We start from the raw sequence: 23,795 nt of genomic DNA, 5'->3' as shown, positions 1-23,795 counted from the left end.
AATAAAGAAGGAGAGACACTACATGAAAGATCCTAGAATACTTAAGCTGGCGGAAAATTTGGTAGGTTACTCTGTTGAAGTGCAGCCTGGAGAAAATGTATTGATCGAAATGATCGGTACAGAGCGCGACTTGCTTAACGCCATCATTCATGAAGTTGGTAAAAAAGGTGGAAATGTTTTTGTGCAGCTTACAGACCGTAAGGTACAGAGCGCCATGCTTCGTCACGCGACAAAGGAGATGCTGGAGACCTGGGCTGAGATTGACCTTAACCGGATGAAGCAAATGCACTGCTACATCGGAATTCGTGCAGGTGAAAATGTAAATGATCTGTCAGATGTGCCGGAAGATAAAATGAAAATGTATAATTCCATTTATCAGCATGCGGTACATAGTGAACAACGGGTGAAACACACCAAATGGGTAGTGCTGCGTTATCCGAATGACAGCATGGCTCAATTGGCGAATATCAGCACAGAAGCATTCGAAGATTTTTATTTCGATGTGTGTAATCTGGATTATGCAAAAATGGACAAAGCTCAAGATGCATTGGCAGACCTGATGAATCGGACGGACAAGGTACGGATCAGCGGACCGGGTACGGATTTGAATTTCTCTATTAAGCAAATCGGAGCTATCAAGTGTTCAGGTCAATGCAATATCCCGGATGGCGAAGTATACAGCGCGCCTGTACGTGATTCCGTTAACGGAACTATCAGCTACAATGCACAAACCCTGTATAATGGCATTACTTTTGAAAATGTTAAATTCCGTTTTGAAAATGGTAAGATCGTGGAAGCGACGAGTAACGATACGAAGCGGCTGAATGATATTCTCGATTCTGACGAGGGAGCACGTTATATTGGCGAGTTTGCCATCGGGTTTAATCCGCACATTTTACATCCAATGAAGGATATTTTGTTTGACGAGAAAATCGCCGGCAGCTTACATTTTACACCAGGTCAAGCTTATGAAACAGCGGATAACGGTAATCGTTCATCCATCCACTGGGATTTGGTGTTGATTCAGCGTCCAGAATATGGCGGTGGTGAAATTTATTTTGACGATGTTTTGATTCGTAAAGACGGCATCTTTGTACTGCCTGAGCTGGAGCCATTAAACCCGGAAAATTTAAAATAACGATATCCGTTCTTGCTGAGAAAGCGATTTCAATGTATTATTATGGATGAGTAACGATACATGACAATTCAGTAAAGCGAGGGATCTCTATGTCCAATAATAACGCGGCTGTTGTTGAAATTGCACAGACGGCGAGCAAGTTCACCTCTTCCATCGTCCTTCATTCCGAAAATAAGTATATTGATGTGAAAAGTATACTGGGCTTGTTTACGACCCTAGTCAGCAGCCATAGCTATGAACTACACGTTCATGGACCAGATGCGGAGGAAGCTAAGAAAGCGATCATCGAGGTGTTCGAGAAGCACGGACTTCATATTTCAGTAGCCAGCTAACTTTATTCTTAAAGCAAAAGCATCCCTACCTGTAACTGTAGGGATGCTTTTTTTGTCAGGTTCTTGTATTAGCCTGCAATTTGGTCTAATATTAAGGATAGGACGTCTTGTGCGACATTGAGACATAGGGGGGAAGAATCCATGACTTCATCTGATTTGCAGGAACAATTGAATATCAAGGCTATTAATCTGCTTCAGGAAGATGCAGATAAAATAAAGAAGCTTATTGAAGTACAGATGGAGAATCTGGCAACCCGTTATTGCCCTCTCTATGAGGAAGTGCTGGATACTCAGATGTACGGATTTTCCAAGGAAGTGGATTTTGCGGTTCGCGCTGGACTTCTTCCGGAAATGGTAGGTAAACAGCTGGTCAGTGAGCTGGAACGCAATCTGGCTATTCTATATGAGGCCATGAATAATAAGGCCAATTAGGAAGACGGTTGAATTGATGAGAGCATGCGGAGTTTGAGAGCATGCTTTTTTTGATGCCTTTTTTTGAAAAAATGTTCTTTTAGGATGGTAAAAGCGCATCGTCCTTCCACCATCCTAACGCACATTTTAAAACCTTAAAAGCTACACAAGGAAGAAGGATACACCTAACAATACATACACTACCAGTAGCATGAGTCCCTCATACCAGTTGGTTGAGCCGTCCTGGGTGATGGATTTGGCGATAAATACAGCGACAGCAATGGCGACCAGCTCAATTGTGGTGAAAACAATATTCATCGTGTTTCCCATAAAGTAACTGACAAAAATCAGCACAGGGGCAACAAATAGTGCAATTTGTAAACTGCTGCCGATAGCTATTTCGACAGATGCACCGATTTTGTTCTTCATCGCCAGTAAAATAGCAGCGCTGTGTTCGGCTGCATTACCAATAATAGCGACGAGGAAGGCACCTACAAACAATTCGCTGAGCCCAAATTGGGTCGTAAATACCTCCAGTGTACCTACCAGCCATTCGCTGACAAAAGCGACCATGACAGTAGCGAGTACCAAATAGGCAATGGATTTGTTTCTGGACCACACAGGGGCATGCTCATGTGGCAATTCTTCATCTTTTTGTTCGGTCACATCAGCTAAATAGTCCTTATGCGTAATCATAGAAAAAATAAGCCACGCAATATACGCGACAATGAGCGTGCCTGCGACAATGAGGCTGAGCGTATCTGATTCGCCATCCGTGATAACGTGTGTGTTCAGAAAGACAGCTGGAACGAACAAGGCAATAACAGCCACAATCATCAGAGAACCACTTAATCCAGCCAGTGATATATTGAAGTTTTGCACTTTGTACTTCAAACCGCCAGCGAACAGACTTGCTCCGAGCACCAGCAGCAGATTACCGATGATGGAACCGGTAAGACTGGCCTTTACCATATCGTAAAGACCTTCTTTAACAAGAAAGATGGCGATGATCAGTTCGGCTGCGTTACCAAAGGTGGCATTTAAGAACCCACCTAAACGTTGGCCAGCATAATGCGCGACATTTTCGGTCGCCCTGCCGAGAAAACCGGCTACGAATACAACAGAAATTGCGCAAATGACAAATTGGGCTATAGCGTTCCAATGCGTGTAATGAGCGACTGCACTAAGAGCAAATGTCGCTATAAGCAAAGCGGGAGATAACCATTTTTTCAATGAAGAGCACCTCGATATCAATAGATGTGTACAAGTTTGTTGAAAGCTGTCACTTGTATGGATTTTCTAAATTAATATACCCAAAATGATATAGGTTGTAAACGAAAGTTGTTTTTCATACGTAGGGTTTGCATTTGGAGTGGCTGAGGCTTTACAATACAAATAAAGGATGGATGAAGGGGGACATAGGTCATGGCAGAGCAAATTCAACAACTGGAAGCAGGAAACATCAAGATTTCCAACGATGTCGTAGGTAAAATTGCCGGGATGGCCGCATTAGAGACACCGGGCATTGCTGCAATGTCAGGCGGTTTATCGGAAGGCTGGGCCAAAAGGCTGAGCGGTAAAAATGTGCAAAAAGGCGTATCAGTGGAGGTTGGACAGCTGGAAGCTGCCATTGATCTACGTATTATCGTGCTCTACGAAACACCTATTCATGAGGTGTCCCGAATTCTTCAGCAAAATGTGCGAGAAGCCGTCGAAAGTATGACGGGTTTGCGGGTCGTGGAAGTGAACGTAAAAGTGGAAGGTGTCGCGTTCAAGGACGACGCAGTGTAAAAGAATCAGGAACCGATAAATTGACGTTTTTCACCAATTGTATACACGCCGGGAATTCCGTGGGATAACCCGAATAAAAACACGAAAACTGGTGGTTATAGAATCGCCAGTTTTCGTTTTGTGAATCAACAGTATAGCCATTTTTGCAGAGGGTTCCCGTATTTTATACATAACCAAAAGAACTTCCAAAGCCACCGTTGTAAGTGGTCCATGGAAGTTCTTTTTTTAACGAAAACGGTTGGTTCTACGCGTTTGAAAGCGATTGGGTACTTCATTACGGACAGCTACCCCTGTGGTGCGTTCCTGCACCGCTTGTTTGGTGTTCTCACGTGAAATACTGAGCATAATGCCCATGGAAAACATCATGACAAGTAGGGAGGAGCCACCAAAGCTGATAAATGGAAGCGTTACGCCAGTGATTGGAATCGTTTGGGTTACACCGCCGATATTAATGAAGGCCTGAATGGCGATCAAACCCATGATGCCAGTGCCTACCAACGTTCCGAACGGATCATGGCAACGCAGAGCAATGATCATGCCTCGCCAAATGAAATACAAATATAGCATCAGGAATATGGCTGTTCCGACAAATCCGAATTCTTCACCAATTACAGAAAAGATAAAATCATTAAATGAATTAGGAAGATAGTGAAGCTTGATAATACCTTTACCAAATCCTGACCCGTTTAAGCCGCCTTCACCTATAGCTTGCAAGGACTGTACCAGATTGTATCCTGTTCCTTGTCTATATTTCTCGGGATTAAGAAAGGCTTGAAAGCGTCCGATTTTGTAATCTTGCTTGGCAGCAGCTTGTCCATCTGTGGTTCCAGAATCTCCTCCAAACAACGACCCAATGCCAAATACGATGGAAGCGCCTAGCACGAGCAGAACAATTGATGCTGTAATATGCTTTACACTGGCTCCACCGGCATAAATAATCAGACCACTTGTAGCAACCAAAATGAAGCAGGAGCCTAAATCAGGTTGAAGCATGATGAGTCCTGCAACACAGCCTACAATGACTGTTACAGGTATGTAGCCAGTCCGCAGATCTCTAAAGCGATCTCCTTTTTTGACAATAAGTGCGGATAAGTAAAGAATGATGGAAATTTTCGCAAGCTCCGTTGGCTGGAAGCCAACACTACCAAACCTGAGCCAACTTTTTGCACCGTTAAGTGAGCCTGTAAAAAGAACGATGATTAGCAGTAATATAGTTATGAAAAATAAAGGTACAAAAAGTTTTTTATATTTTTCCATCTTAATATTCATAGCTACCAACATAATAAAAAGTCCAAGTACAGCAAATGCAGATTGGCGCTTCACAAAATATAAAGAGTCAAAATTGTATTCTTTATTCAGCAGAGCTACGCTGGAGCTGGAGCTAAATACCATAATTACACCGAATCCAACCAGTAACAAAGTGAGGATCAGCAATTGGAAATCCGGTGTGCCTCTTCTTCGAGTCTCCGGCTTCGTATTTCTCATATCAGCTTCCCCCGGTATTCGCCACAAGGTATATTCCTCGCAGACGGTTATCATTTTATCGTTTATCCATTTTATCATATTATGTTTGTTGGGCTTCTGCAACCTCCCTGGAGCAACAGATATCGCAACAATTCCATATCTGCTACAATAGGATAAAAATGAAGACTTGAAAGCAGCGGTGCATACGTGGTGACGCTGCATGATTAATTCGGGAACTTGCCCGGTGCTTTAAAAGGAGAGGTGGAGCAGAATGACGCAACATGCGATAGATAAGATCTGGTTTGATCGTTTGCAAGAAAACATGGTGGAGTGGCGTAGACATTTACATAAGAATCCCGAAATTTCCTTTCAAGAAAGCAAAACCGCAGCTTTTGTAGCGGATAAGTTGGAGAGTTGGGGAATCGAGATTCGCCGTCAGGTAGGGGGACACGGTGTTGTAGGCACCATTCGTGGTGCTAAACCCGGGCCTGTCGTCATGTTACGCGCCGATATGGATGCTCTTCCTATTCAGGATGAAAAGGAATGTGAATATCGCTCCAGCGTGGACGGAGCCATGCATGCTTGCGGCCATGACGGACATACATCCGCGTTGCTTGGAACGGCTTACTATTTCAGTCTGAACCGGGACGAGCTGCAAGGAGAAATTCGGTTGTTGTTCCAACCTGCGGAGGAATTGCTACCTGGCGGAGCGGTCAGTGTAATAAAGGATGGTATATTGGAAGGTGTGGATGTCATTTATGGCATCCATTTATGGACACCTTTTCCGGTCGGGACGGCCGCGAGTTGCGCAGGTCCGTTGATGGCGGCGGCAGACGATTTTTATATTGAAATTACAGGTAAGGGTGGGCATGGTGGGATGCCCCAGTCCACTAATGATAGTGTCGTGGCGGGTTCAGCTCTTGTTATGCAACTGCAAAGTGTTGTAAGCCGTTCAGTCGACCCATTACGACCTGCCGTGCTGACGGTGGGAACCATCCAAGGGGGCTCTGCGCAAAATGTGATCGCAGAAACGTGTCGCTTGAGTGGAACGATTCGTACGTTTGATGAGGAGACACGAACGGTAATGAAGGAGCGACTGCATGAGGTGACCGAGCTTACAGCCGCAACATACGGTACAACAGCACAGGTTCGCTATATTATGGGATACCCACCAGTTGTCAATGACGCACATGAAGCATCTCGTTTCTTTAATGAAGCAAAATCTGTTTTCGGCGAGGAGAATGTACAGGAAGCGTCGAAGCTGATGCCTGCTGAAGATTTTGCGTATTATTTGGAACGTGTGCCAGGTTGCTTCATGTTCGTAGGAGCGGGTAACCCAGTTAAAGGAGCAGTTTATCCACACCATCATCCGAAATTTGATTTTGATGAGGATGCAATGATTAACGCGGTCCGTTTGTTTATTGCGATGTCTACGGGATACGCTGCGGAACGAAAAGCAGGGGCAATTAAGGGCTAAAATGAGTTGGATTGGGAACGGTTCAATCTGGAGTATGAGCTGAATGAAATGGGGTACCCTACTGTTGAAAAGGAGGGAGTACCCATGAAAAAGGTTCAGGAAGTTATGACTAAAAAATGCGTAACGGTTACCCCGCAGGACAATATTTATGAAATTGCGGTCAAAATGAAGGACAATGATACTGGTTTTATTCCGGTTGTGGAAAGCGAAGGCAGTGATAAGTTGATCGGTGTAGTAACGGACCGTGATCTTGTCGTTCGCGGTTATGCGGCTAAAAATTCGGGTTCGGGTTCGGTCGATACGGTTATGACGACAGGTATTCGTACAGCTAGTGCGGACATGTCGGTGGACCAAGCAGCTGAACTGATGGCAGAGCAGCAAATCCGTCGTTTGCCCGTAACGGAAGGAGACCGTCTGATCGGGATTGTCTCGATCGGTGATTTGGCTGTTCGTAATATTTTTGCAGACAACGCTGGAGAGGCGCTTAGTCATATTTCCGAGCAGGTCCACTAGAAGAATAATTAAGGTAGGCATTAGTTTGGGGAGGTCTTTACCCCGAGCTTCTAATCAGGAGTTCAACCCGAATATGGGTTGGGCTCCTTGCTATTCTGGTTGATATGCCAATAAACGGATAAGCTATTTATTATATAAGTTTAAAATGAGTATTGTTAGATTATCAGGAGGTAGTTATGAATCCAGATCACCCTTGTATTGTACAACGTGATTTTACCGTTCTGCTGGAAATGGGCTTGCCCGGTTCAGAATGGGCTCGTTCACAGTTGCAGATTTATGCGGAGCTGGTTAAAAGCCCGTCCGCTTTTCATACATACCACATCACTCCATTGTCTTTGTGGAACGCAGCTGCCCTCGGATGGAGTGCTGAGGAAATTCAAAATAGTTTGCACTCCATGTCCCGTTGGGATATTCCACGTGATTTGTTGAAGGATATTGAACAGCTCGTTTCTCGTTATGGGACGTTGACGCTTTCACGGGAGGGTACGGAAGAAAAGCGAACTTATAGCACAGATACGATTGGCGCATACCGTGCTGAGCATGAGCCAGACGGAGGTATAAAGACAGGGAAAGCCAACAGCTATACAATAGGTGATCGCTTGATCTTGGCAGCAGAGACCCCCGCTTTACTGGGTGAGCTACTGACCAAGCAAGAGCTCAAACAGCTTGGTTTACTTTGCGTTGATGAGGTAAGCGCATCGGTCCCGCCCGAAAATCGGGGCTTACTCAAGCAGGAATTAACGCGCTTGGGTTATCCCGTTGTGGATACGGCAGGCTATCTTGAAGGGAATCAGCTTAGTTTTACCTTGGGAAAGGGACAAACGAAGTTGCAGCTTCGTGATTATCAAGTAAAGGCCGCTGATGCGTTTGAAGGAGCGAACGGCTTAGGGGGGAGTGGTATACTGGTACTTCCATGCGGAGCCGGAAAAACAGTGATAGGTATGGCGGTAATGAATCGGTTTCAGTGCGAAGTGCTTATTTTAACTTCTAATACTACTTCTGTACGGCAATGGGTAGAAGAGTTAAAGCGAAAGACGGATATTCCTGCCGATTCCATAGGGGAATATAGCGGTCAGAAAAAAGAGGTGCGCCCGATTACGGTGGCAACCTACCAAATTTTGACACACCGTCGCACCAAAGATGGGGATTTTGAGCATATGAAACTACTGAGTGAGCGGAAGTGGGGACTCATTATATATGATGAGGTTCATTTGCTGCCCGCACCAGTATTCCGGGCGACGGCTGACATTCAGGCTACCCGTCGTTTGGGGTTAACAGCCACGCTGGTTCGAGAGGATGGTTGTGAACGAGATGTGTTCTCTTTAATTGGACCCAAACGGTATGATATGCCGTGGAAGGAACTGGAGCGACAGGGCTGGATCGCTCAGGTGGATTGTGTGGAGCTACGGCTTCCAATGACAGCTGAACTTTTGGAGCGCAGTATGCGTGCCGAGGGTAGACAGCAGTACCGAATTGCAGCCGAAAATCCGGTCAAACTGGAGGCGGTACGTAGTCTGATGCAGCAGCACAGCGGCTTGCCCACGCTTATTATTGGTCAATATTTGGACCAATTGCGTATATTGGCTCAGAAGCTCGGTGTCCCACTGATTACGGGTTCAATGAGCCAGACGGAGCGGGTGCGTTGGTTTGATGCGTTCCGCAAGGGTACAATTCGGACCCTATTGGTATCCAAGGTTGCAAACTTTGCGGTGGATCTGCCGGATGCTGCAGTAGCCATAGAGGTATCGGGTAGCTTTGGCTCTCGTCAGGAAGAAGCGCAGCGACTGGGCCGCATTTTGCGACCAAAGTCGGGCGAGAATAAAGCTTATTTTTATGCGCTAGTGACGGAGAATAGCAAGGAGACGGATTTTGCAGCTCGTCGTCAGCTGTTTCTGATTGAGCAAGGCTATGAATATGCGGTTCGCCGATTTAGTGTGACAGAGGCTATCGAAGGCCGGGATGATAAGCCTGGAGATCGTGGAAAGAAAAAGGAGGCCTAATCAAGAATGGGCGTAACGAACACGCAAGACAGCTGGAATGAGCTTTCATCAGATGAGCTGCTGGTGCTTAGACGATGCTTTATCCGGTGCGCGGGACAGCCCCTGAAGGAAGAAGAACTAATACAGCTTACCCGGGGAGTGTTAAGCGGAGTCGAAACGAAGCTGGCACTACGTGGATTACGTCTACGGGGCTGGCTGGAGGCTGTTACCAAATCGTGGGGCGAACGAATTTTATATATTCCGGTTCATCGGCTACCGGATTTGTACGATATGTTGTTAGAGCAAAATCCAATGAACATGATGCATTCGGATCATCCGATAACGGTACATGAATCAATGACAGGGCTGGAGTCGGAATTGCTGCATGCGTTGTCACGTATTGCGGTACAGGGCGTTCCTTTGACAGCCAAAGGAACTATACATAAGCGGTCATTGCAAAAATTGAATGAACTGACCCCCTTTCGCCCAGAGGACCTGATGGGTCTTGGGTTGCATTATGCGCATGCAGAGCTGTATCCAGTGCAAACGGTGGTAATGATGGATTTGCTACTCAGTTTGGGTCTGTTAGTGAAAGAAACTGTGTCTTTTCGCATTCAGGAAACGGAACTGGCGACTTGGATTCGTTTGTCTGCTTGGCAAATGCGCAAGCATATTTTTGCTACACTTATGGAAAGATACGGCAAGGCCGAAGCGTCTATGCAGCATTTTCGCTATATGCTGTGTGCCGTCTCCCAGTATGTAGGAACAGAAGGGTGGATATCTATCAAGTGTCTGCTGCAATGGATGCTTCAGGTAGGCCTAATCCAGCAGGAGAGTACGAGCGGAGCTGATTCCAAGAATGGTGCCCTTTTAGACCTTGTTCCTACAATCTCAAATACGGAAGGGTTTGTGGGAGAAACGGTATCTGATTTTAATTTCATTGGACCTTTCATGGAGGAATTTAAGGGTTGGCTGAAGGCCCTGACTGCTTTTGGAATGGGCGATTGGGGCCAGACTGCTTCGGGCGAACTGTGTTTTCGCTGGGATGTATCTGTGATAGATATGCTTCGTCCCAATAATTACGAGGATACACATCAAGAACAAGGTGCTTTTTATGTACAACCTGATTTTGAAATATTGGTTCCACCAGATGTGGCATATGATGTGCGCTGGCGACTGGAATGCTGCTGTGAACGTGTGACAGGAGATCGGATGGTAGTATACCGGATTACCAGAGAAAGTGTTACAGAGGCAATCGAGTTAGGAATAGAAGCCAAAGCAATTCCTGCTCTTCTGGACAAGTTCAGCCGGACAGGTGTGCCTGATCATGTACGTATGGCGGTAGAACAGTGGGCAGGCGATGTCGGACGGACGGCTTTTGCAACGGTAACACTTTTGCGATGTGGCACACAGGAGGATGCAGACATGGTTGCACACCATCCCGCGTTGGAAGGATTGCTGGAACGGCTCGGTGACAGGGACTTTATTATTCCGGCGAGCTCTGCTGTCAAAATACGAAAAACGCTTGCTGCAATTGGATTAGGTCCACGTCGTGAACTGGAAGGTGTGGACGATCCGACTCATCGTTATCCATTGATTTTGGAACCAGAGAACATAAGTTCAGGCAGCCCCAACAGTGAAATGGAATCCGACCCTACTCAAGCCCGTTCTATATTTTCCCAAGAGGGAAGAGCAGGTTTTGTTTATACTGGGCGCACGCTGCATTTTTACGAACAAGAGCACACGCTGCCTGATCCGTCTGACTATTTTCCAGAAAGATCTACAGTCCCCTCCTCATGGACAAAAGAATGGAGGAGTTACCATACTTCCACTGCCCGGCAGTTGATCGAGCAAGCGATTCGTTGGCAGGCTGCTGTGGGACTGCGAATCGGTGGAAAAGAGGTTAAATGGATACCGGAGGCGGTGGTTCCCGGTGCACCATGGAGTGTCACAGGCTGGTACGCCTCAGGAATGGATGACGAAGCACCTTCTCCTGCGACTTTACAGCCAAGTGAATGGTCAGACATGCGGCTGCTGGTTCCTTTTACATAGTAGAGCCAGGAAGTGCATGAAACTCCTTCTTCTCAAAAGAAGGATGTGGTATGATAAATGAGTCTACTTTTACAGGGTAGAACTTTATATAAAGTGAGATGAACATTCATGAGCGTAGCCGAATTGAATACGGTCAATATGGCAGAAGTGCTTATTAACGCCTATGAATTGGGCGATATGGTCAACCGATCCTTTGAGGTATCGGATTATTTATATTGGAAACAGCGTGTGGAATTGAACCCGTCTATTCAGGCGTGTGTACGCAAGCTGGATGCCAAAAAGGAGCTATTCGCGGAAACGGAGCGTTTTGGGCATTTTCATCCGAACTATCATGAAGCGAAGGATGCAGTGCAGGTCGTTGAGCTGGAACTGGAACAATTCGTGGATGTTAAGGAGTTCAAGCGAGCCGAAAAGGCGCTGGATGATATGCTTCATGCCATGTCTGAAACGATTGCATATTCCGTGTCCGAGACCATTAAGGTGCCGAGCAATGATCCGAATGTGAAAAAGGGTGGATGTGGCAGCGGAGGGAAATGCTCCTGTGGATAGGTCATAGGAATGATACCGAGTGGAGGGGAGATGAAGCGAATGTTTGCCGAGCGGACAGGGTACATCATTTGGGTAAGCGATATCAAGGCTGCCCGCAATCTGGAGAAATACGGAAATATCCACTTTATTTCAAAGCGTATGCATTATGTAGTTATATATATGAATGCGGATCGGGCAGAAGACACCGTTAAAAATATTCGCAGACTTTCCTATGTGCGTAAGGTCGAGCGCTCTTTTCGAAATGAGATTAGGACGGAGTACAACGACGATAAGGAAAAGATGAAAGAATATGAAATATAAGATTCAAATGTATATAAATGTAATATATTTTTAAAAGGTCAGCCTACGGGCTGACTTTTTTTTGTAAAGTCAGGACTTTTGCATAATGGTCTTAATGCTGTTAGACCTAAAAAATCATTAAAAATCACCCATAAACTTCAATTTTGTAACTTGTAGTCCCGGGTCTGTTGAGGTAACATATGAATATATTGGTAGATATAAAGACCTATCTGGTGGGGAGAGTGATCCCGTGCGTGACAAAGCAATGCAGCGATGGAGTACATACGAACCGTTCTACGTGGAGATGGGCGATAAAAAAGTCGCCGATATCGTGATTACAAATCATGCGAAAACTCGCTACTTAGATCGGATAGAGCAGAAACAGTCCGAGACGAATCATATCGCCGCCTGGCTTTGGGAATGCCTGAAGCAAAACAGGATGGAGTCCTACTATCATAACGAAGAGGATGTATATTTAATTGATGGTGATCTGGTCGTCGTGGCCGAATTTGGAGAGTTGCCTGGTGAGATGGATATTGCGGGGAATCCGCTGCACAAGATGATTGTCATTACCTTTTTGGGCCGGATGTCGGAGACCATTGAATTAAGGGATTTGAAGTCATACTATTCATGGCTACGCCATTCGCGGCGCATGACACTGATGAAAAGCACTCGTAAGCAAAAATAGACGGTGATTGGGCGGTCGGCCCTAGATGAAAAAATCTCCGAACTTATGATTACCGTCAACTTTAAGTAGAAAGTATGCAGTTATTAGCTGCATGCTTTTTTTATTTCCAATAATATAACTCTCCAATTCGGTAAGTTTACTTGGAAATGCTTCGACAGATGTTTTTCTTATGTTAAAATAGGGAGATCAGAGGGGAGAGGGCTGTCAGTATGAACTTTCATCAGTTGCACATTTTTTATACCGTAGCGGAGCGCGGAAGCTTCTCGGCGGCGGCACAAGCGCTGCATATGACACAACCTGCGGTGACGATGCAAATTCAGTCTTTGGAAGATTATTTCGGCACGAAGCTGCTGCAACGTTCGACTAAAAAAATCGAGCTTTCAGAGGCGGGAGCGACACTACTGCCTTTTGCGAAAAAAAGCATGCAACTGATCAGAGAAGCTGACGAGGCGATGTCTGCTTTTACTCACATGCTGGAGGGAAGATTGCATATTGGCGCCAGCCTAACGATTGGTGAGTATATTGTACCAAGAATGTTGGGGCCGTTTGGCCAGGAATACCCTCATATACGCATGGCGATGAATGTGATGAATACGACTCAAATTATGGATGATATACTAAAACATCAGTTGAATTTAGGACTGATTGAGGCCCCAATCCAGCATCCAGATATCGTGGTGGAACCTGTGATGCAGGACGAACTGAAACTGATTGTGCCTTCAGGACATGCGCTGGCCAAGGCTAAAAAAGTGGTTCTGGAAGATGTGTTTAAGCATCCTTTTGTAGCCAGAGAAAAGGGATCTGGTACACGTCAAGTGATAGAAGATGAGCTGAAAAGTCGTGGTGTGGATGCCTCCCGACTTGGTATTGTAATGGAGATGGGGAGCACTGGAGCGGTCAAATCGGCAGTGGAGGCTGGACTGGGTATTACCATGCTATCACCTTCTTCAGTGAAGCATGAAGTTGCGCTCGGTTTGTTGAAAATTGTAAACATTTCAGATATCACGTTCAAACGAGAATTTTATGCAATTCATTTGAAGTCGGCATTATTGCCGATTCCGGTAGTAACCTTCCTGTCTTACTTGCGTCGTCATGATCAGGGAACGGACGTGCAGAGGGACTCGCAGGACGAGCTTGCAAAGGTGAAAGAGAAGGAGGATGAACAATGAAGGAGCAGATTAACGTAAAACGATATGATTTACATACACACACCCAAGCATCTGACGGTATGCAGCCACCTGCAGATAATGTGCGCTGGGCCAAGGAAAAAGGATTGGCAGGTGTGGCCATTACAGATCATGATACGGTAGCTGGCCTGGAAGAAGCTCTGGAGGAGGGAAAACGCATAGGAATTACTGTGGTGCCAGGAGTGGAAATTAGTACTCGAGCTGGCGGTAAGGATATTCATATACTCGGTTATTTTATGGATTACCGCAATAAAGTGTTTTTGGAGCGGTTGGAAAAGCTTCGCCAGGCGCGGGATACCCGTAATGATTTGATTTTAAGTCAATTGCGTAGTCTGGGCGTGGAAATCACACTGGATGAAGTGGTGGCTACGATGGGCAGACCGCTGGCATCAGATGAAAGCATTGGACGTCCGCATATGGCGGATACGCTGGTTCAAAAGGGATATGCGAAGGATATGCGAGACGCGTTTGACCGTTACTTGGCGGAAGGAGCGCCCGGATATGTGTCTGTACCCCGTGTAGAGCCTGCGGAGGCCATAAACTGGATTCGTGAAGCAGGAGGGGCACCTGTGGTGGCCCACCCTGGCTTGTACGGAAATGATGAGCTGGTTCGCTCTATTATAGAGGAGGCGAAGCCTGTGGGCTTGGAGGTGCGACATTCGGACCATGATGCTGAGGCTGAGAGCCGATATGCTGTGATGGCGGCGGAATATGGGCTTATTGCAACTGGCGGCTCGGATTTTCACGGCGCACGCCAAGGTGTTATTTTCCACGGTGATCTGGGTAGCCGTAGTGTAGAAGGTCAAGTTGTCGAGGAATTGAGGAAGGCTGCTGTTGGACAAAAGTAAATAAAAAGCCCCTTGCCTTATGCATGGAACACAAGAAGTGTACCGTGCAAAGAACAAAGGGCTTTTTTGTGGTTTCAATAGGCTAGTGAGACTTAGCCATTTTTGATGCGATTCGGCAGCTTTTTGATCAGCTCCTCATCGGGTGTAATGAAGAGCGTACGCTGATGGTCGTAGATGACAAAGCCGGGTTTGGCTCCGCTGGGCTTACGTACATGCCGAATCAGGGTGGCGTCCACAGGTACGCTGCTGGATTGCTTGGCCTGGCTAAAATAGGCAGCGAGTTGAGCTGCTTCCTCCAGCGTCGTATCCCCGAATTGCTCAGCACGTATAACGACGTGTGACCCCGGAATATCCTTTGTGTGCAACCAGGTGTCATTTGGTCCGGCCAGTCGATTTGTCACATATTCATTTTGCAAGTTGTTTTTGCCGACTAGTAACTCAATACCTTCGGATGATGTATAGACGTGCAGGGTTGGACGGTCGTTTTTCTTCTTTTTCTTTCCTTTTTTGACCCGATCTCTGAGATAGCCCTGCTGAACCAGTTCTTCACGTATTTCCTCAATGTCATTCATAGAGGCATGGGCTAGCTGCTGAAGAAGATTGTCCATATAACGGATTTCTTCGTGCGTTTTCTCCAGTTGTTCATCAATGACAGCCAAGCTGTTTTTATATTTGTTGTATTTTTTAAAATACCGTTGTGCATTATCCGACGGGTTGAGTAGTGGGTCCAGTGGGATGGTTATTGGACGCTGTTCCTCATCATAAAAGTTGATGAGCGTCACTTCTTTGTCACCTTTTTTCACCTCATGCAGCGAAGCGAACAGCAACTCTCCATAAATACGAAATTGATCGGCATCTTCCGCCTCGGCCAAATCCTGATGGAGATAGTCGAGCTTTTTTAGGTTTTTACTCCGTTCGTTTTGCAGAAACCGCAGTAGGTCACTGACCTTTTGCTTAACCGTATCCCTTTCTGCTTTTTCACCGAAGAAGTCCTCCATACACTCACTGATAGTAGCATACTCCTTACGTCCTTCTTGGATTAACGTCAGTGGAATGGCTGAGAATATCACTTTATCTTGTGCGTTTAGTCCAGATACCGGCTGAAAACGATGATTCCTCACGTCATCCATGATGTGACTGAATGTACTCCATAGTGAACGATCACTATCACCAGATACTTCATTAGTTACTCGAGCTAATATCTCCTCAGCAATGAGGGGACTGAGTCCAGTAAAAGTGTTCACGATCCAGCGTTTGGGAGCTTCTTCGGCCTCGATCGCTGTTTGATACGAGGATATGAAGGCTGCCTCTTCCGTTTCTAGTGGATTCAGCTTGTTTTGTTCAGGAGGCTCCGTGTATTGAAAGCCAGGCATAATGACCCTATAGCTACTGATAGACGGTGTGACATGATGAATGCCATCCAGCATCACGCCTGTTTCCGGGTCAAGCAAAATAATGTTGCTGTGTCTACCCATCAGTTCAATGATAATTCGTTTGAGTGAAATATCTCCCAGTTCATCACGTTGACGTATATCCATGTGAATAATACGCTCCATGCCCACCTGCGTGATTTTCTCAATAACGCCTCCTTCGCAATGCTTGCGAAGTAGCATACAAAACATAGGGGCTTCTGTCGGATTAAGAAAGCTTTGTTCTGTAAAATGTACACGCGGGAAGGTCGGATTAGCCGACAGGAGCAGCTTTACGCTTCCGCCTTGTGCCCGCAGATTCAGCACGATATCGCGATCATTTGGCTGATGTATTTTATTAATGCGCCCGCCCCGGATGCCTTGCAGTTCGTGTACGATAGCGCGGGTTACGATTCCGTCCAATGCCATAATTATGTTCTCCTTTGAAGCAAATGTATTTTCGCCTTCCTTCTATGATACATAACTTTGGGACAAAACTTAAGCGGCTTTGTGATATTTCAGGTCCTGTCCGAATAGATTGAATCTAGAAAGTCTGTCCAGCTTATCAGCAATCGCGGCACAAAAATATAATAACGGGCAGCCATCCTACGCACAACCGACGGAAACGGACTATCTGACCGGGAGGGAATTGGGGAGAATGGAACAAGCACACTGGCACCAATTAAGCAATGAACAGCTTTCAACAAGTCTGGAAGTCGACCCGAAGCAGGGTCTTTCGGAGGAACAGCTTGCGGAACGAAGAGAAAGGTCAGGATGGAATGAGCTGAGTGAGGGGAAGCGAGTTTCGGCAATCTTGCTGCTGCTCAACCAGTTCAAGGATTTTATGATGCTCGTATTGATGGGAGCAACCCTGATATCCGGCCTGCTTGGCGAATATTTGGACGCGATTACCATTATTGCTATTGTTGTACTGAATGGAATTCTCGGCTTTGTACAGGAATTCAGAGCTGAGCGTTCATTGCGAGCTTTGAGACAACTGTCGGCTCCAACCGCCAAAGTGTTGCGGGGCGGCAAACGAATTCAAGTTCAGGCCAGAGAGCTGGTTCCGGGTGATATTGTGCTGCTGGAAAGTGGTGATCGCATTCCCGCAGATGTAAGGTGGTTGAGTACGAACGGCTGTGATGTAGAGGAGTCCGCCTTGACAGGTGAATCAGTTCCGGTGAGTAAGCATTCCCGTCCTATTCATGCCGCCGAAGTACCACTCGGGGATCAAAAAAACATCGGTTTTATGGGCACGATGATGACTAGAGGAACCGCACAAGGAATGGTTATACGTACAGGTATGAGTACCGAAATGGGTAAGATCGCAGACTTGATTGAAAATACGGAGTCGCAGGAGACACCGTTGCAGCACAGATTGGAGCAATTGGGCAAAATTTTGATTATCGTAGCGTTGGCGCTAACGGTGCTCGTTGTGGTAGCAGGCATTTTACATGGACAGCCAGCGATGAGCATGTTTTTGGCCGGAGTGAGCTTGGCTGTGGCGGCTATACCGGAAGGGTTGCCGGCTATTGTGACGATTGCGCTCGCATTGGGTGTGCAGCGTATGATTAAACGAAAGGCGATTGTGCGTAAGCTGCCTTCTGTTGAAACGCTCGGCTGTGCATCTATCATATGTTCCGACAAAACGGGCACCCTGACCCAAAATAAAATGACAGTCACCAAGCTGTGGCTGGACGGTCGCTTCTGGGGAGTTACGGGAGAGGGCTACGACCCACACGGGCATATTATGGATAGAGACCTTCCTGCTGACCTTAAAAACGGACAATCTCTGCGTAGACTGTTACAAGCCAGTGTACTTTGCAACAATGCTGAAATTGTTCAAGCTGATACAGAGGAGTTGCGTTCGAAAAAGAAGACTAAAGAGCCGACGCTGTCCGCCGTTTGGGAGTTGAAGGGTGACCCGACGGAAGGAGCACTGGTCACGTTAGCTGCCAAGGGCGGAGTCACGCGACAAGGGCTATATGAGCTGTACACAAGGGAGCGAGAATTCCCTTTTGACTCGGATCGAAAGCGAATGTCGGTACTCGTACGCCACCAGGGAGGACACATCGTCTTTGCCAAAGGTGCGCCGGATGTGCTGCTGGGTCAGTGCTCCTACATTTTATGGGAAGGAAATGTCGTTCCGTTAACGGGCACGCTGCGCCAAAAGGTACTGGCAGCTAACGAAGGAATGGCCTCGGAGGCGCTGCGTGTACTTGGTGTCGCTTACCGTGACATCCGCTCGCATGAGCGTGTCTCTACGGTTGAGGAGGCTGAAGCACAGCTGATCTTTATCGGGCTGACAGGCATGATTGATCCGCCACGTCGCGAGGTTCGCGAAGCCATTGGCAAGTGCCGTCGTGCTGGAATTCGCACTGTGATGATTACCGGAGATCACGGTACAACTGCAGAGGCCATTGCACAGCAGCTGGGCATTCTTCAGCGCGGCTCCCATGTGTTGACAGGACAGGAATTGTCTGTGATGGATGATGCGGCGCTGGACAAAGCCGTTGATACCGTCTCTGTGTATGCACGGGTTTCGCCGGAGCACAAGCTACGGATCGTCAAGTCACTGCAAAGACGCGGACATGTCGTAGCCATGACCGGAGATGGCGTCAATGATGCTCCGGCGATAAAGGCGTCGGACATCGGTATTGCGATGGGCATTACAGGGACGGACGTGACCAAAGAAGCGGCTGCGCTTGTACTGAGTGATGATAATTTCTCAACGATTGTAGCCGCAATTGAGGAAGGACGGAATATTTACGAGAATATCCGTAAATTTATCCGTTATCTACTCGCCTCCAATGTTGGTGAGATTTTGACGATGTTCTTTGCCATGATGGCCGGGCTACCATTACCTTTGTTACCGATTCAGATTTTATGGGTGAATCTGGTGACTGATGGCCTACCAGCGATGGCTCTGGGTGTGGACCAGCCAGAAAAGGATCTCATGGAGCACAAACCTCGTGGCGCAAAGGAAAATATTTTTGCTCGTCGACTGGGCTGGAAAATCATTAGTCGTGGCTTGTTGATTGGTTTATGTACGCTAGCGGCCTTCTGGCTGACATTACGTATTGCACCGGATGACGCAGGACAATTGATCAAAGCACAGTCCGTTGCCTTTGCTACGCTAGTTCTGGCACAGTTAATTCATGTATTTGATTGCCGTAGTTCCCGTTCTATTTTCCATCGTAATCCGTTTCAAAATAGTTATCTCGTGCTTGCCGTGCTCTCTTCCGTAGTGTTAATGCTAGTGGTTATGTACGTGCCTGTGCTGCAACCTATTTTCAAAACGGTACCGCTCGGTTTGCGTGAGTGGGCGCTATCCATTGTGGCAGCCGGGATTCCCACGTTTCTGATGGGAGCGGGAAGTGTATGGGGCGGTCGACGCAACCGTCGTCGCGGCGGAAATACACACTTTTCAGCGGGACGTACGAAGTTTTCAGCCTAGAAATCGGGTCATGTATACCGCATCGCTTTCCCACTATTGCCCTGTATGATATCATGGGATCAAAGCTTCATGAGGAACATGATATCAGCAGCAACGGCGGAGGTAAGCTATGGAATTCACAAAAATGAACGGTCTAGGTAATGATTTTATCGTTTGGTTTGGGCATCAGGATTTGCCGTCTGACGCCTCGAAATTAGCTGTTCGGCTATGTGATCGACATTTTGGTGTTGGTGCCGATGGGTTGGTATATATATTGCCGTCAGAAAAAGCGGATTTCTGCATGCGTATCATTAACTCGGACGGCTCGGAGGCCGAGCAATGCGGCAATGCTATCCGTTGTGCTGCTAAATACGTATATGACCGTAAGCATATCAACCGTGAACAGATCACGATCGAGACACTGGGTGCAGGGGTACAGCAGGTCGAACTAACTGTAGAGAACGGACTTGTTCGTATGGTGAAGGTGGATATGGGAGAGCCGATTCTTGAGGGCTTGAAGATTCCAACTACACTGGATCTGTCTAGCGTAATTAATGAGCCCATTGAAGCTGGCGGAAGTGGTTTTCGCTTTACGGCTGTATCTATGGGGAATCCGCACTGTGTCATTTATGTGGAGGATGCGCCAAGCTTTGATCTAGAAGCCTGGGGACCGAAGCTGGAATGCCATCCGCTGTTCCCTAAAAAAACAAATGTTGAGTTCGCCACGGTACGTAGCCGGAAGCATATAGATATGAGAGTATGGGAGAGGGGAGCCGGACAAACGCTAGCTTGTGGAACCGGAGCCTGTGCTACACTTGTTGCTTCTGTACTAAACGGGTACAGCGACCGCCACGCCATTGTAAGCCTGAAGGGCGGCAATCTGGATATCGAATGGAGCGAGGACGATAATCACATATATATGACGGGCCCGGCTGAGATCGTGTACGAAGGTCGTCTGTTCTAAATCATGTGAACTTTAAAAATAGCGTGCAACTGGCCTATGAATCGTATAGAAGTGAGTGAAAAGAAGACCTTAGTAGGTCTTCTTTTTTTGGACTTACATGCCACTATATACAAGGAATACGATGAACAAAGCAACATTCTGTCTTTTTTTGGCGCCTGAACGATGTATAATATAGAAAATGAGAAAACAATAAGGAGGCCGTTCATAGTGCGGAAATTTCGTTGGATTTCAGCAGTTACAGTCCTCATATTTGTAGCCACCGCGCTTCCGGTTCAGGCGGCGACCATTCCTGCTGGCGCGGAAACGACGGACAAGCAGGTTGGCTCGCTAACTCCGACAGTGGTAAGCCGTTTAGAAAAAGCGGTGCAAGAACTCATCGGTTCAAAGACAGCATTTCAATTTGACGATGTGACAGATATGGGGAAAACTTGGATTGTAGAGGGCGAACTGGAAGATGGAACTGCTACATTGCAGACAGAATATAATAAAGAAAAAAACAGAGTGGATTCTACAACCATACGATATAAAATAAGCAGCCTGGGAAAGGCGATGAATGCGCCACTCAAGACGAAAGTGCTAAACAGCGCCAAAGCGTTTGACAGCAAGCGTCCTTTGCAATTTGAAGCATTCTGGCGGGTCAAATCCCCTTATCAGTCCAACAAGCCTTCAAATTACTGGGTATTTTGGGGCGCAGGAGAACAAGCATCCTCGTTGTATGTGGATGTGGATCGAGGTAACGCTATTACCATCAACGCGGACTATTCGCTGAAGCAGGTGGACCCTCTGTTACTGAATCGTGCAATGAACACATTTAAGCGTGTGAGTGGACAGCGAATTAAGGTACAGCACGCTTCACGGTACAAGGATGAGACGAAGGGACTTTCATATTGGTCGTTCGAGGATGCAAACGAGGCGAGTGAGGTCAAAATTAGTGTGGTAACCGGCAAAGTGCTGGCCGTATCCACCTATGGGGTGGACTGGAATGATGACGCAGATTTCAAAAAAACATTTGCAAGCCCGAAATATACTCCCTCAGAAGCTTTGAAGCTAGTCAAGCCCAAGGTTCAGATGTTGTTTAATATCAATTTGTCGGGCTATAAAGTGAATGTTCAAGGGAATCAATATACGTTCTTCAAGCAGCAAAAGGGAACGGATTCTATTGTGGCTAAAGTGAATAAAAAAGGGACTTTTTACGCTTACTCTCTCCATTCTTCCGATGGGAAAATGTAGTAGAAAATAGAAAAGATAAATCAAGCCGCTACACTCCTGAGATCATATTGTCGGGGAGTGGGGCGGCTTTTTTTGTTTTTGGCTTATGTTTGTAGTCTCTTTATGTTACATTAGTATGAAAATAAAGAGCGGGGTGGAGCAGAGGACATGAAACCGGATTTGCGTACTGTGCTGAATCGTGAAATTATTGTCGGAGACGGCGCAATGGGGACTTTTTTATATCAGCTAGGATTTCCAGTAAATACGTCTTTCGAAGAACTGAACATCACTTCGCCTGACGTTATATCAGACGTGCATGGTCAATATTTAAGTGCAGGAGCTCGATTGCTGGAGACTAATACATTTTCTGCAAATGATTATAAGTTAGCCCGGTTTGGACTGGAATCTAAGGTAGAAGAGATCAATCGTGCCGGTGTGAGAATTGCCAGAGCTGCGGCCGGACCTGAACATTATGTGGTAGGTGCGGTGGGTTCCATATGTGGGGGCAAACGGCTTAACATATCAAAGCTGGAGCTGGCAAGAAACTATGAGCAGCAAATTGATGCCCTTCTCTCCGAAGGAGTCGACGGCATTTTGTGCGAAACGTTTTATTCACTGGATGAAATACGAATTGCGCTTCACAGTGTACGTAAATACAGTGACATTCCGGTAATTTGTCAGTTTGCAGTTGATCAGGTTGGTCGTACCCAGGATGGTTTTTTAGTTGCGGAAGCTTTTTCCGTGCTGCGTAATGAGGGGGCAGACATCCTTGGATTTAACTGTCACTCGGGTCCACAGGGAATTATGAGTGTAATGGAACAGCTGGATGGTCCTTTGTCTGTACCGCTGTCCGTATATCCGAATGCGGGACTAGCAGATTATGTGGACGGTCACTATGTATACGGTGCATCACCTGAATATTTTGGGGAATGTGCCAAGTCCTTTGTAGACCTGGGGACGAGGCTGCTCGGTGGTTGCTGCGGAACTACACCGGACCATATTGCAGCTATCTCAAAAGCTTTGAACCGCTTGCAACCGCCTCCGCTGGCTTCAAAAGAAGCTTTGTCGAAAGAGTCCTTTCAAGTGGCAGAGCAGATTGCAGATGAAGGGGAACGAGGAAATGGCAGACATACCAGCGAGCCCAATATTGTGGATCTGGTTAAGGAACGACATACGGTCATTGTAGAACTGGATCCTCCGCGCGATCTGGACATTACGAGGTTTATGCAAGGTGCTCATGCGTTGAAGAAAGCCGGGGCCGACGCACTTACACTGGCTGACAACTCGCTTGCAGTTACTCGCATGAGCAACATGGCGCTTGGACATTTGGTCAGTATTGAAACAGGCTTGCGCCCATTAATTCATATAGCATGTCGTGATCGCAATCTGATTGGTACTCAATCCCACATGATGGGTTTTGACGCGCTCGGTATTGACCATGTACTGGCGGTTACTGGAGATCCGGCGCGGTTCGGTGATTTGCCAGGCGCCAGTTCGGTGTATGATATGACCTCTTTTGAAATCATACGCATGATCAAGCAATTAAATGATGGTGTTGCATTTTCCGGTAAGCCACTGAAGCAGAAGGCTAATTTTGTGGTAGGTGCCGCATTTAATCCTAACGTCAAGCATTTGGGTAAAGCCGTGCAGCGATTAGAGAAGAAAATTGCCTCCGGAGCTGATTATGTTATGACTCAGCCCGTTTACGACCACGAGCTCATTGCAGCCATCGCGGAAGCGACACGACATTTGGAAGTACCGATTTTTATCGGTATTATGCCGCTGGCTAGTGGGCGCAATGCAGAATACTTGCACAATGAAGTACCAGGGATTCAGTTATCCGATGAGGTACGTGCACGTATGTCTGGTCTTGAGGGGCCGGAAGGACGAGCAATGGGCGTGTCTATTGCCAAGGAGTTACTCGATACGGCAATGGAACATTTTAATGGTATCTATTTTATGACTCCATTTATGTTCTATGAAATGACAGCTGAATTGACTTCTTACGTATGGCAAAAATCAGGCCGCGTACAGGCCCCCTTGTTTCGACTATAATAATCAATTACAAT

20 protein-coding genes are annotated in these 23,795 nt (G+C 46.7%); 17 read left to right on the top strand and 3 right to left on the bottom strand.

Features of this window, described 5'->3' with window-relative positions; all coding sequences use genetic code 11:
• Window positions 1–22 precede the first annotated feature (22 nt).
• The 3 genes from KAI37_RS16325 (at window position 23) to KAI37_RS16315 (ending at window position 1,902) form a co-directional block, all read left to right on the top strand.
• The gene (locus KAI37_RS16325; protein ID WP_013310916.1) at window positions 23–1,138 is read left to right on the top strand and encodes an aminopeptidase; all 1,116 of its coding nucleotides are present in this window, start codon (window positions 23–25) and stop codon (window positions 1,136–1,138) included.
• Between the two features lie 89 nt (window positions 1,139–1,227).
• The gene (locus KAI37_RS16320; RefSeq protein WP_013310915.1) at window positions 1,228–1,470 is read left to right on the top strand and encodes an HPr family phosphocarrier protein; all 243 of its coding nucleotides are present in this window, start codon (window positions 1,228–1,230) and stop codon (window positions 1,468–1,470) included.
• A 141-nt stretch (window positions 1,471–1,611) separates the two neighbouring features.
• Complete coding sequence (locus tag KAI37_RS16315; protein ID WP_007431028.1) at window positions 1,612–1,902, top strand: Fpa/YlaN family protein; 291 nt, start codon at window positions 1,612–1,614, stop codon at window positions 1,900–1,902.
• A 141-nt stretch (window positions 1,903–2,043) separates the two neighbouring features.
• On the opposite strand, the gene cax is transcribed toward KAI37_RS16315, so the two are convergent.
• Entirely contained in the window at window positions 2,044–3,114 is a 1,071-nt protein-coding gene (gene cax, locus KAI37_RS16310) for a calcium/proton exchanger (RefSeq protein WP_220029831.1), read from the bottom strand.
• Window positions 3,115–3,306: 192 nt separating this feature from the next.
• Here cax and KAI37_RS16305 point away from each other — a divergent pair, with 192 nt between their 5' ends.
• A complete protein-coding gene (locus KAI37_RS16305) occupies window positions 3,307–3,672 on the top strand; it encodes an Asp23/Gls24 family envelope stress response protein (protein WP_013310912.1) in 366 nt (121 codons plus the stop codon).
• Window positions 3,673–3,897: 225 nt separating this feature from the next.
• Here KAI37_RS16305 and ftsW read toward each other — a convergent pair whose 3' ends face one another.
• Window positions 3,898–5,157 carry a putative lipid II flippase FtsW gene (gene ftsW, locus KAI37_RS16300; protein WP_025723472.1) on the bottom strand — a complete coding sequence of 420 codons (1,260 nt, stop codon included), beginning with the start codon at window positions 5,155–5,157 and terminating at the stop codon, window positions 3,898–3,900.
• A gap of 250 nt (window positions 5,158–5,407) precedes the next feature.
• Between ftsW and KAI37_RS16295 the strand changes: the two genes are divergently transcribed.
• From KAI37_RS16295 to KAI37_RS16255, 9 genes are all read left to right on the top strand, one after another.
• Complete coding sequence (locus KAI37_RS16295) at window positions 5,408–6,613, top strand: M20 metallopeptidase family protein (protein WP_220029830.1); 1,206 nt, start codon at window positions 5,408–5,410, stop codon at window positions 6,611–6,613.
• Window positions 6,614–6,697: 84 nt separating this feature from the next.
• The gene (locus KAI37_RS16290; protein ID WP_023989320.1) at window positions 6,698–7,126 is read left to right on the top strand and encodes a CBS domain-containing protein; all 429 of its coding nucleotides are present in this window, start codon (window positions 6,698–6,700) and stop codon (window positions 7,124–7,126) included.
• Window positions 7,127–7,302: 176 nt separating this feature from the next.
• Entirely contained in the window at window positions 7,303–9,126 is a 1,824-nt protein-coding gene (locus tag KAI37_RS16285) for a DNA repair helicase XPB (protein WP_220029829.1), read from the top strand.
• 6 nt (window positions 9,127–9,132) lie between these two features.
• Window positions 9,133–11,157, top strand: coding sequence for a helicase-associated domain-containing protein (locus KAI37_RS16280; RefSeq protein WP_220029828.1), 2,025 nt, complete (start codon window positions 9,133–9,135; stop codon window positions 11,155–11,157).
• A gap of 108 nt (window positions 11,158–11,265) precedes the next feature.
• Window positions 11,266–11,706 (top strand): YlbF/YmcA family competence regulator, encoded by a 441-nt coding sequence (locus KAI37_RS16275; protein ID WP_013310906.1) that lies wholly within the window; start codon window positions 11,266–11,268, stop codon window positions 11,704–11,706.
• Between the two features lie 39 nt (window positions 11,707–11,745).
• Entirely contained in the window at window positions 11,746–12,006 is a 261-nt protein-coding gene (locus KAI37_RS16270) for a YlbG family protein (protein WP_071641580.1), read from the top strand.
• Window positions 12,007–12,235: 229 nt separating this feature from the next.
• Window positions 12,236–12,673 (top strand): hypothetical protein, encoded by a 438-nt coding sequence (locus tag KAI37_RS16265; protein ID WP_023989315.1) that lies wholly within the window; start codon window positions 12,236–12,238, stop codon window positions 12,671–12,673.
• Window positions 12,674–12,882: 209 nt separating this feature from the next.
• On the top strand, window positions 12,883–13,842 hold the full coding sequence (locus KAI37_RS16260) for a selenium metabolism-associated LysR family transcriptional regulator (RefSeq protein ID WP_076292969.1): 960 nt from the start codon (window positions 12,883–12,885) through the stop codon (window positions 13,840–13,842).
• Window positions 13,839–14,708 (top strand): PHP domain-containing protein, encoded by an 870-nt coding sequence (locus KAI37_RS16255; protein ID WP_220029827.1) that lies wholly within the window; start codon window positions 13,839–13,841, stop codon window positions 14,706–14,708. The genes KAI37_RS16260 and KAI37_RS16255 overlap by 4 nt, the downstream gene beginning before the upstream one ends.
• A 92-nt stretch (window positions 14,709–14,800) precedes the next feature.
• On the opposite strand, the gene KAI37_RS16250 is transcribed toward KAI37_RS16255, so the two are convergent.
• Complete coding sequence (locus KAI37_RS16250; RefSeq protein WP_104496780.1) at window positions 14,801–16,546, bottom strand: Rqc2 family fibronectin-binding protein; 1,746 nt, start codon at window positions 16,544–16,546, stop codon at window positions 14,801–14,803.
• Between the two features lie 229 nt (window positions 16,547–16,775).
• On the opposite strand from KAI37_RS16250, the gene KAI37_RS16245 reads away from it, so the two are divergent.
• The 4 genes from KAI37_RS16245 (at window position 16,776) to KAI37_RS16230 (ending at window position 23,781) form a co-directional block, all read left to right on the top strand.
• A complete protein-coding gene (locus KAI37_RS16245; RefSeq protein ID WP_071641572.1) occupies window positions 16,776–19,574 on the top strand; it encodes a calcium-translocating P-type ATPase, SERCA-type in 2,799 nt (932 codons plus the stop codon).
• A 109-nt stretch (window positions 19,575–19,683) separates the two neighbouring features.
• Window positions 19,684–20,517 (top strand): diaminopimelate epimerase, encoded by an 834-nt coding sequence (dapF, locus tag KAI37_RS16240; RefSeq protein WP_220029826.1) that lies wholly within the window; start codon window positions 19,684–19,686, stop codon window positions 20,515–20,517.
• Between the two features lie 207 nt (window positions 20,518–20,724).
• Window positions 20,725–21,747 (top strand): hypothetical protein, encoded by a 1,023-nt coding sequence (locus KAI37_RS16235; RefSeq protein WP_220029825.1) that lies wholly within the window; start codon window positions 20,725–20,727, stop codon window positions 21,745–21,747.
• A gap of 147 nt (window positions 21,748–21,894) precedes the next feature.
• Window positions 21,895–23,781, top strand: a complete 1,887-nt coding sequence (locus KAI37_RS16230) for a bifunctional homocysteine S-methyltransferase/methylenetetrahydrofolate reductase (protein WP_028540559.1) — start codon at window positions 21,895–21,897, stop codon at window positions 23,779–23,781.
• The last annotated feature ends 14 nt before the right edge of the window (window positions 23,782–23,795 follow it).

It is taken from the genome of Paenibacillus sp. S25, assembly GCF_019454085.1.
In the GTDB taxonomy this organism is placed as follows: Bacteria; Bacillota; Bacilli; order Paenibacillales; family Paenibacillaceae; genus Paenibacillus; species Paenibacillus polymyxa_B.
This window is presented reverse-complemented; position numbering and strand designations above follow the sequence as displayed.

Excerpts from the sequence above, each read along its gene's own strand:
- KAI37_RS16295 (WP_220029830.1), top strand. The coding sequence starts at position 5,408 with ATGACGCAACATGCGATAGATAAGATCTGGTTTGATCGTTTGCAAGAA.
- KAI37_RS16245 (WP_071641572.1), top strand. The coding sequence starts at position 16,776 with ATGGAACAAGCACACTGGCACCAATTAAGCAATGAACAGCTTTCAACA.
- KAI37_RS16270 (WP_071641580.1), top strand. The coding sequence starts at position 11,746 with ATGTTTGCCGAGCGGACAGGGTACATCATTTGGGTAAGCGATATCAAG.
- KAI37_RS16320 (WP_013310915.1), top strand. The coding sequence starts at position 1,228 with ATGTCCAATAATAACGCGGCTGTTGTTGAAATTGCACAGACGGCGAGC.
- KAI37_RS16275 (WP_013310906.1), top strand. The coding sequence starts at position 11,266 with ATGAGCGTAGCCGAATTGAATACGGTCAATATGGCAGAAGTGCTTATT.
- KAI37_RS16315 (WP_007431028.1), top strand. The coding sequence starts at position 1,612 with ATGACTTCATCTGATTTGCAGGAACAATTGAATATCAAGGCTATTAAT.
- KAI37_RS16260 (WP_076292969.1), top strand. The coding sequence starts at position 12,883 with ATGAACTTTCATCAGTTGCACATTTTTTATACCGTAGCGGAGCGCGGA.
- KAI37_RS16280 (WP_220029828.1), top strand. The coding sequence starts at position 9,133 with ATGGGCGTAACGAACACGCAAGACAGCTGGAATGAGCTTTCATCAGAT.
- KAI37_RS16325 (WP_013310916.1), top strand. The coding sequence starts at position 23 with ATGAAAGATCCTAGAATACTTAAGCTGGCGGAAAATTTGGTAGGTTAC.
- KAI37_RS16305 (WP_013310912.1), top strand. The coding sequence starts at position 3,307 with ATGGCAGAGCAAATTCAACAACTGGAAGCAGGAAACATCAAGATTTCC.
- KAI37_RS16255 (WP_220029827.1), top strand. The coding sequence starts at position 13,839 with ATGAAGGAGCAGATTAACGTAAAACGATATGATTTACATACACACACC.
- ftsW (WP_025723472.1), bottom strand. The coding sequence starts at position 5,157 with ATGAGAAATACGAAGCCGGAGACTCGAAGAAGAGGCACACCGGATTTC.
- KAI37_RS16290 (WP_023989320.1), top strand. The coding sequence starts at position 6,698 with ATGAAAAAGGTTCAGGAAGTTATGACTAAAAAATGCGTAACGGTTACC.
- dapF (WP_220029826.1), top strand. The coding sequence starts at position 19,684 with ATGGAATTCACAAAAATGAACGGTCTAGGTAATGATTTTATCGTTTGG.
- KAI37_RS16250 (WP_104496780.1), bottom strand. The coding sequence starts at position 16,546 with ATGGCATTGGACGGAATCGTAACCCGCGCTATCGTACACGAACTGCAA.
- KAI37_RS16230 (WP_028540559.1), top strand. The coding sequence starts at position 21,895 with ATGAAACCGGATTTGCGTACTGTGCTGAATCGTGAAATTATTGTCGGA.
- KAI37_RS16285 (WP_220029829.1), top strand. The coding sequence starts at position 7,303 with ATGAATCCAGATCACCCTTGTATTGTACAACGTGATTTTACCGTTCTG.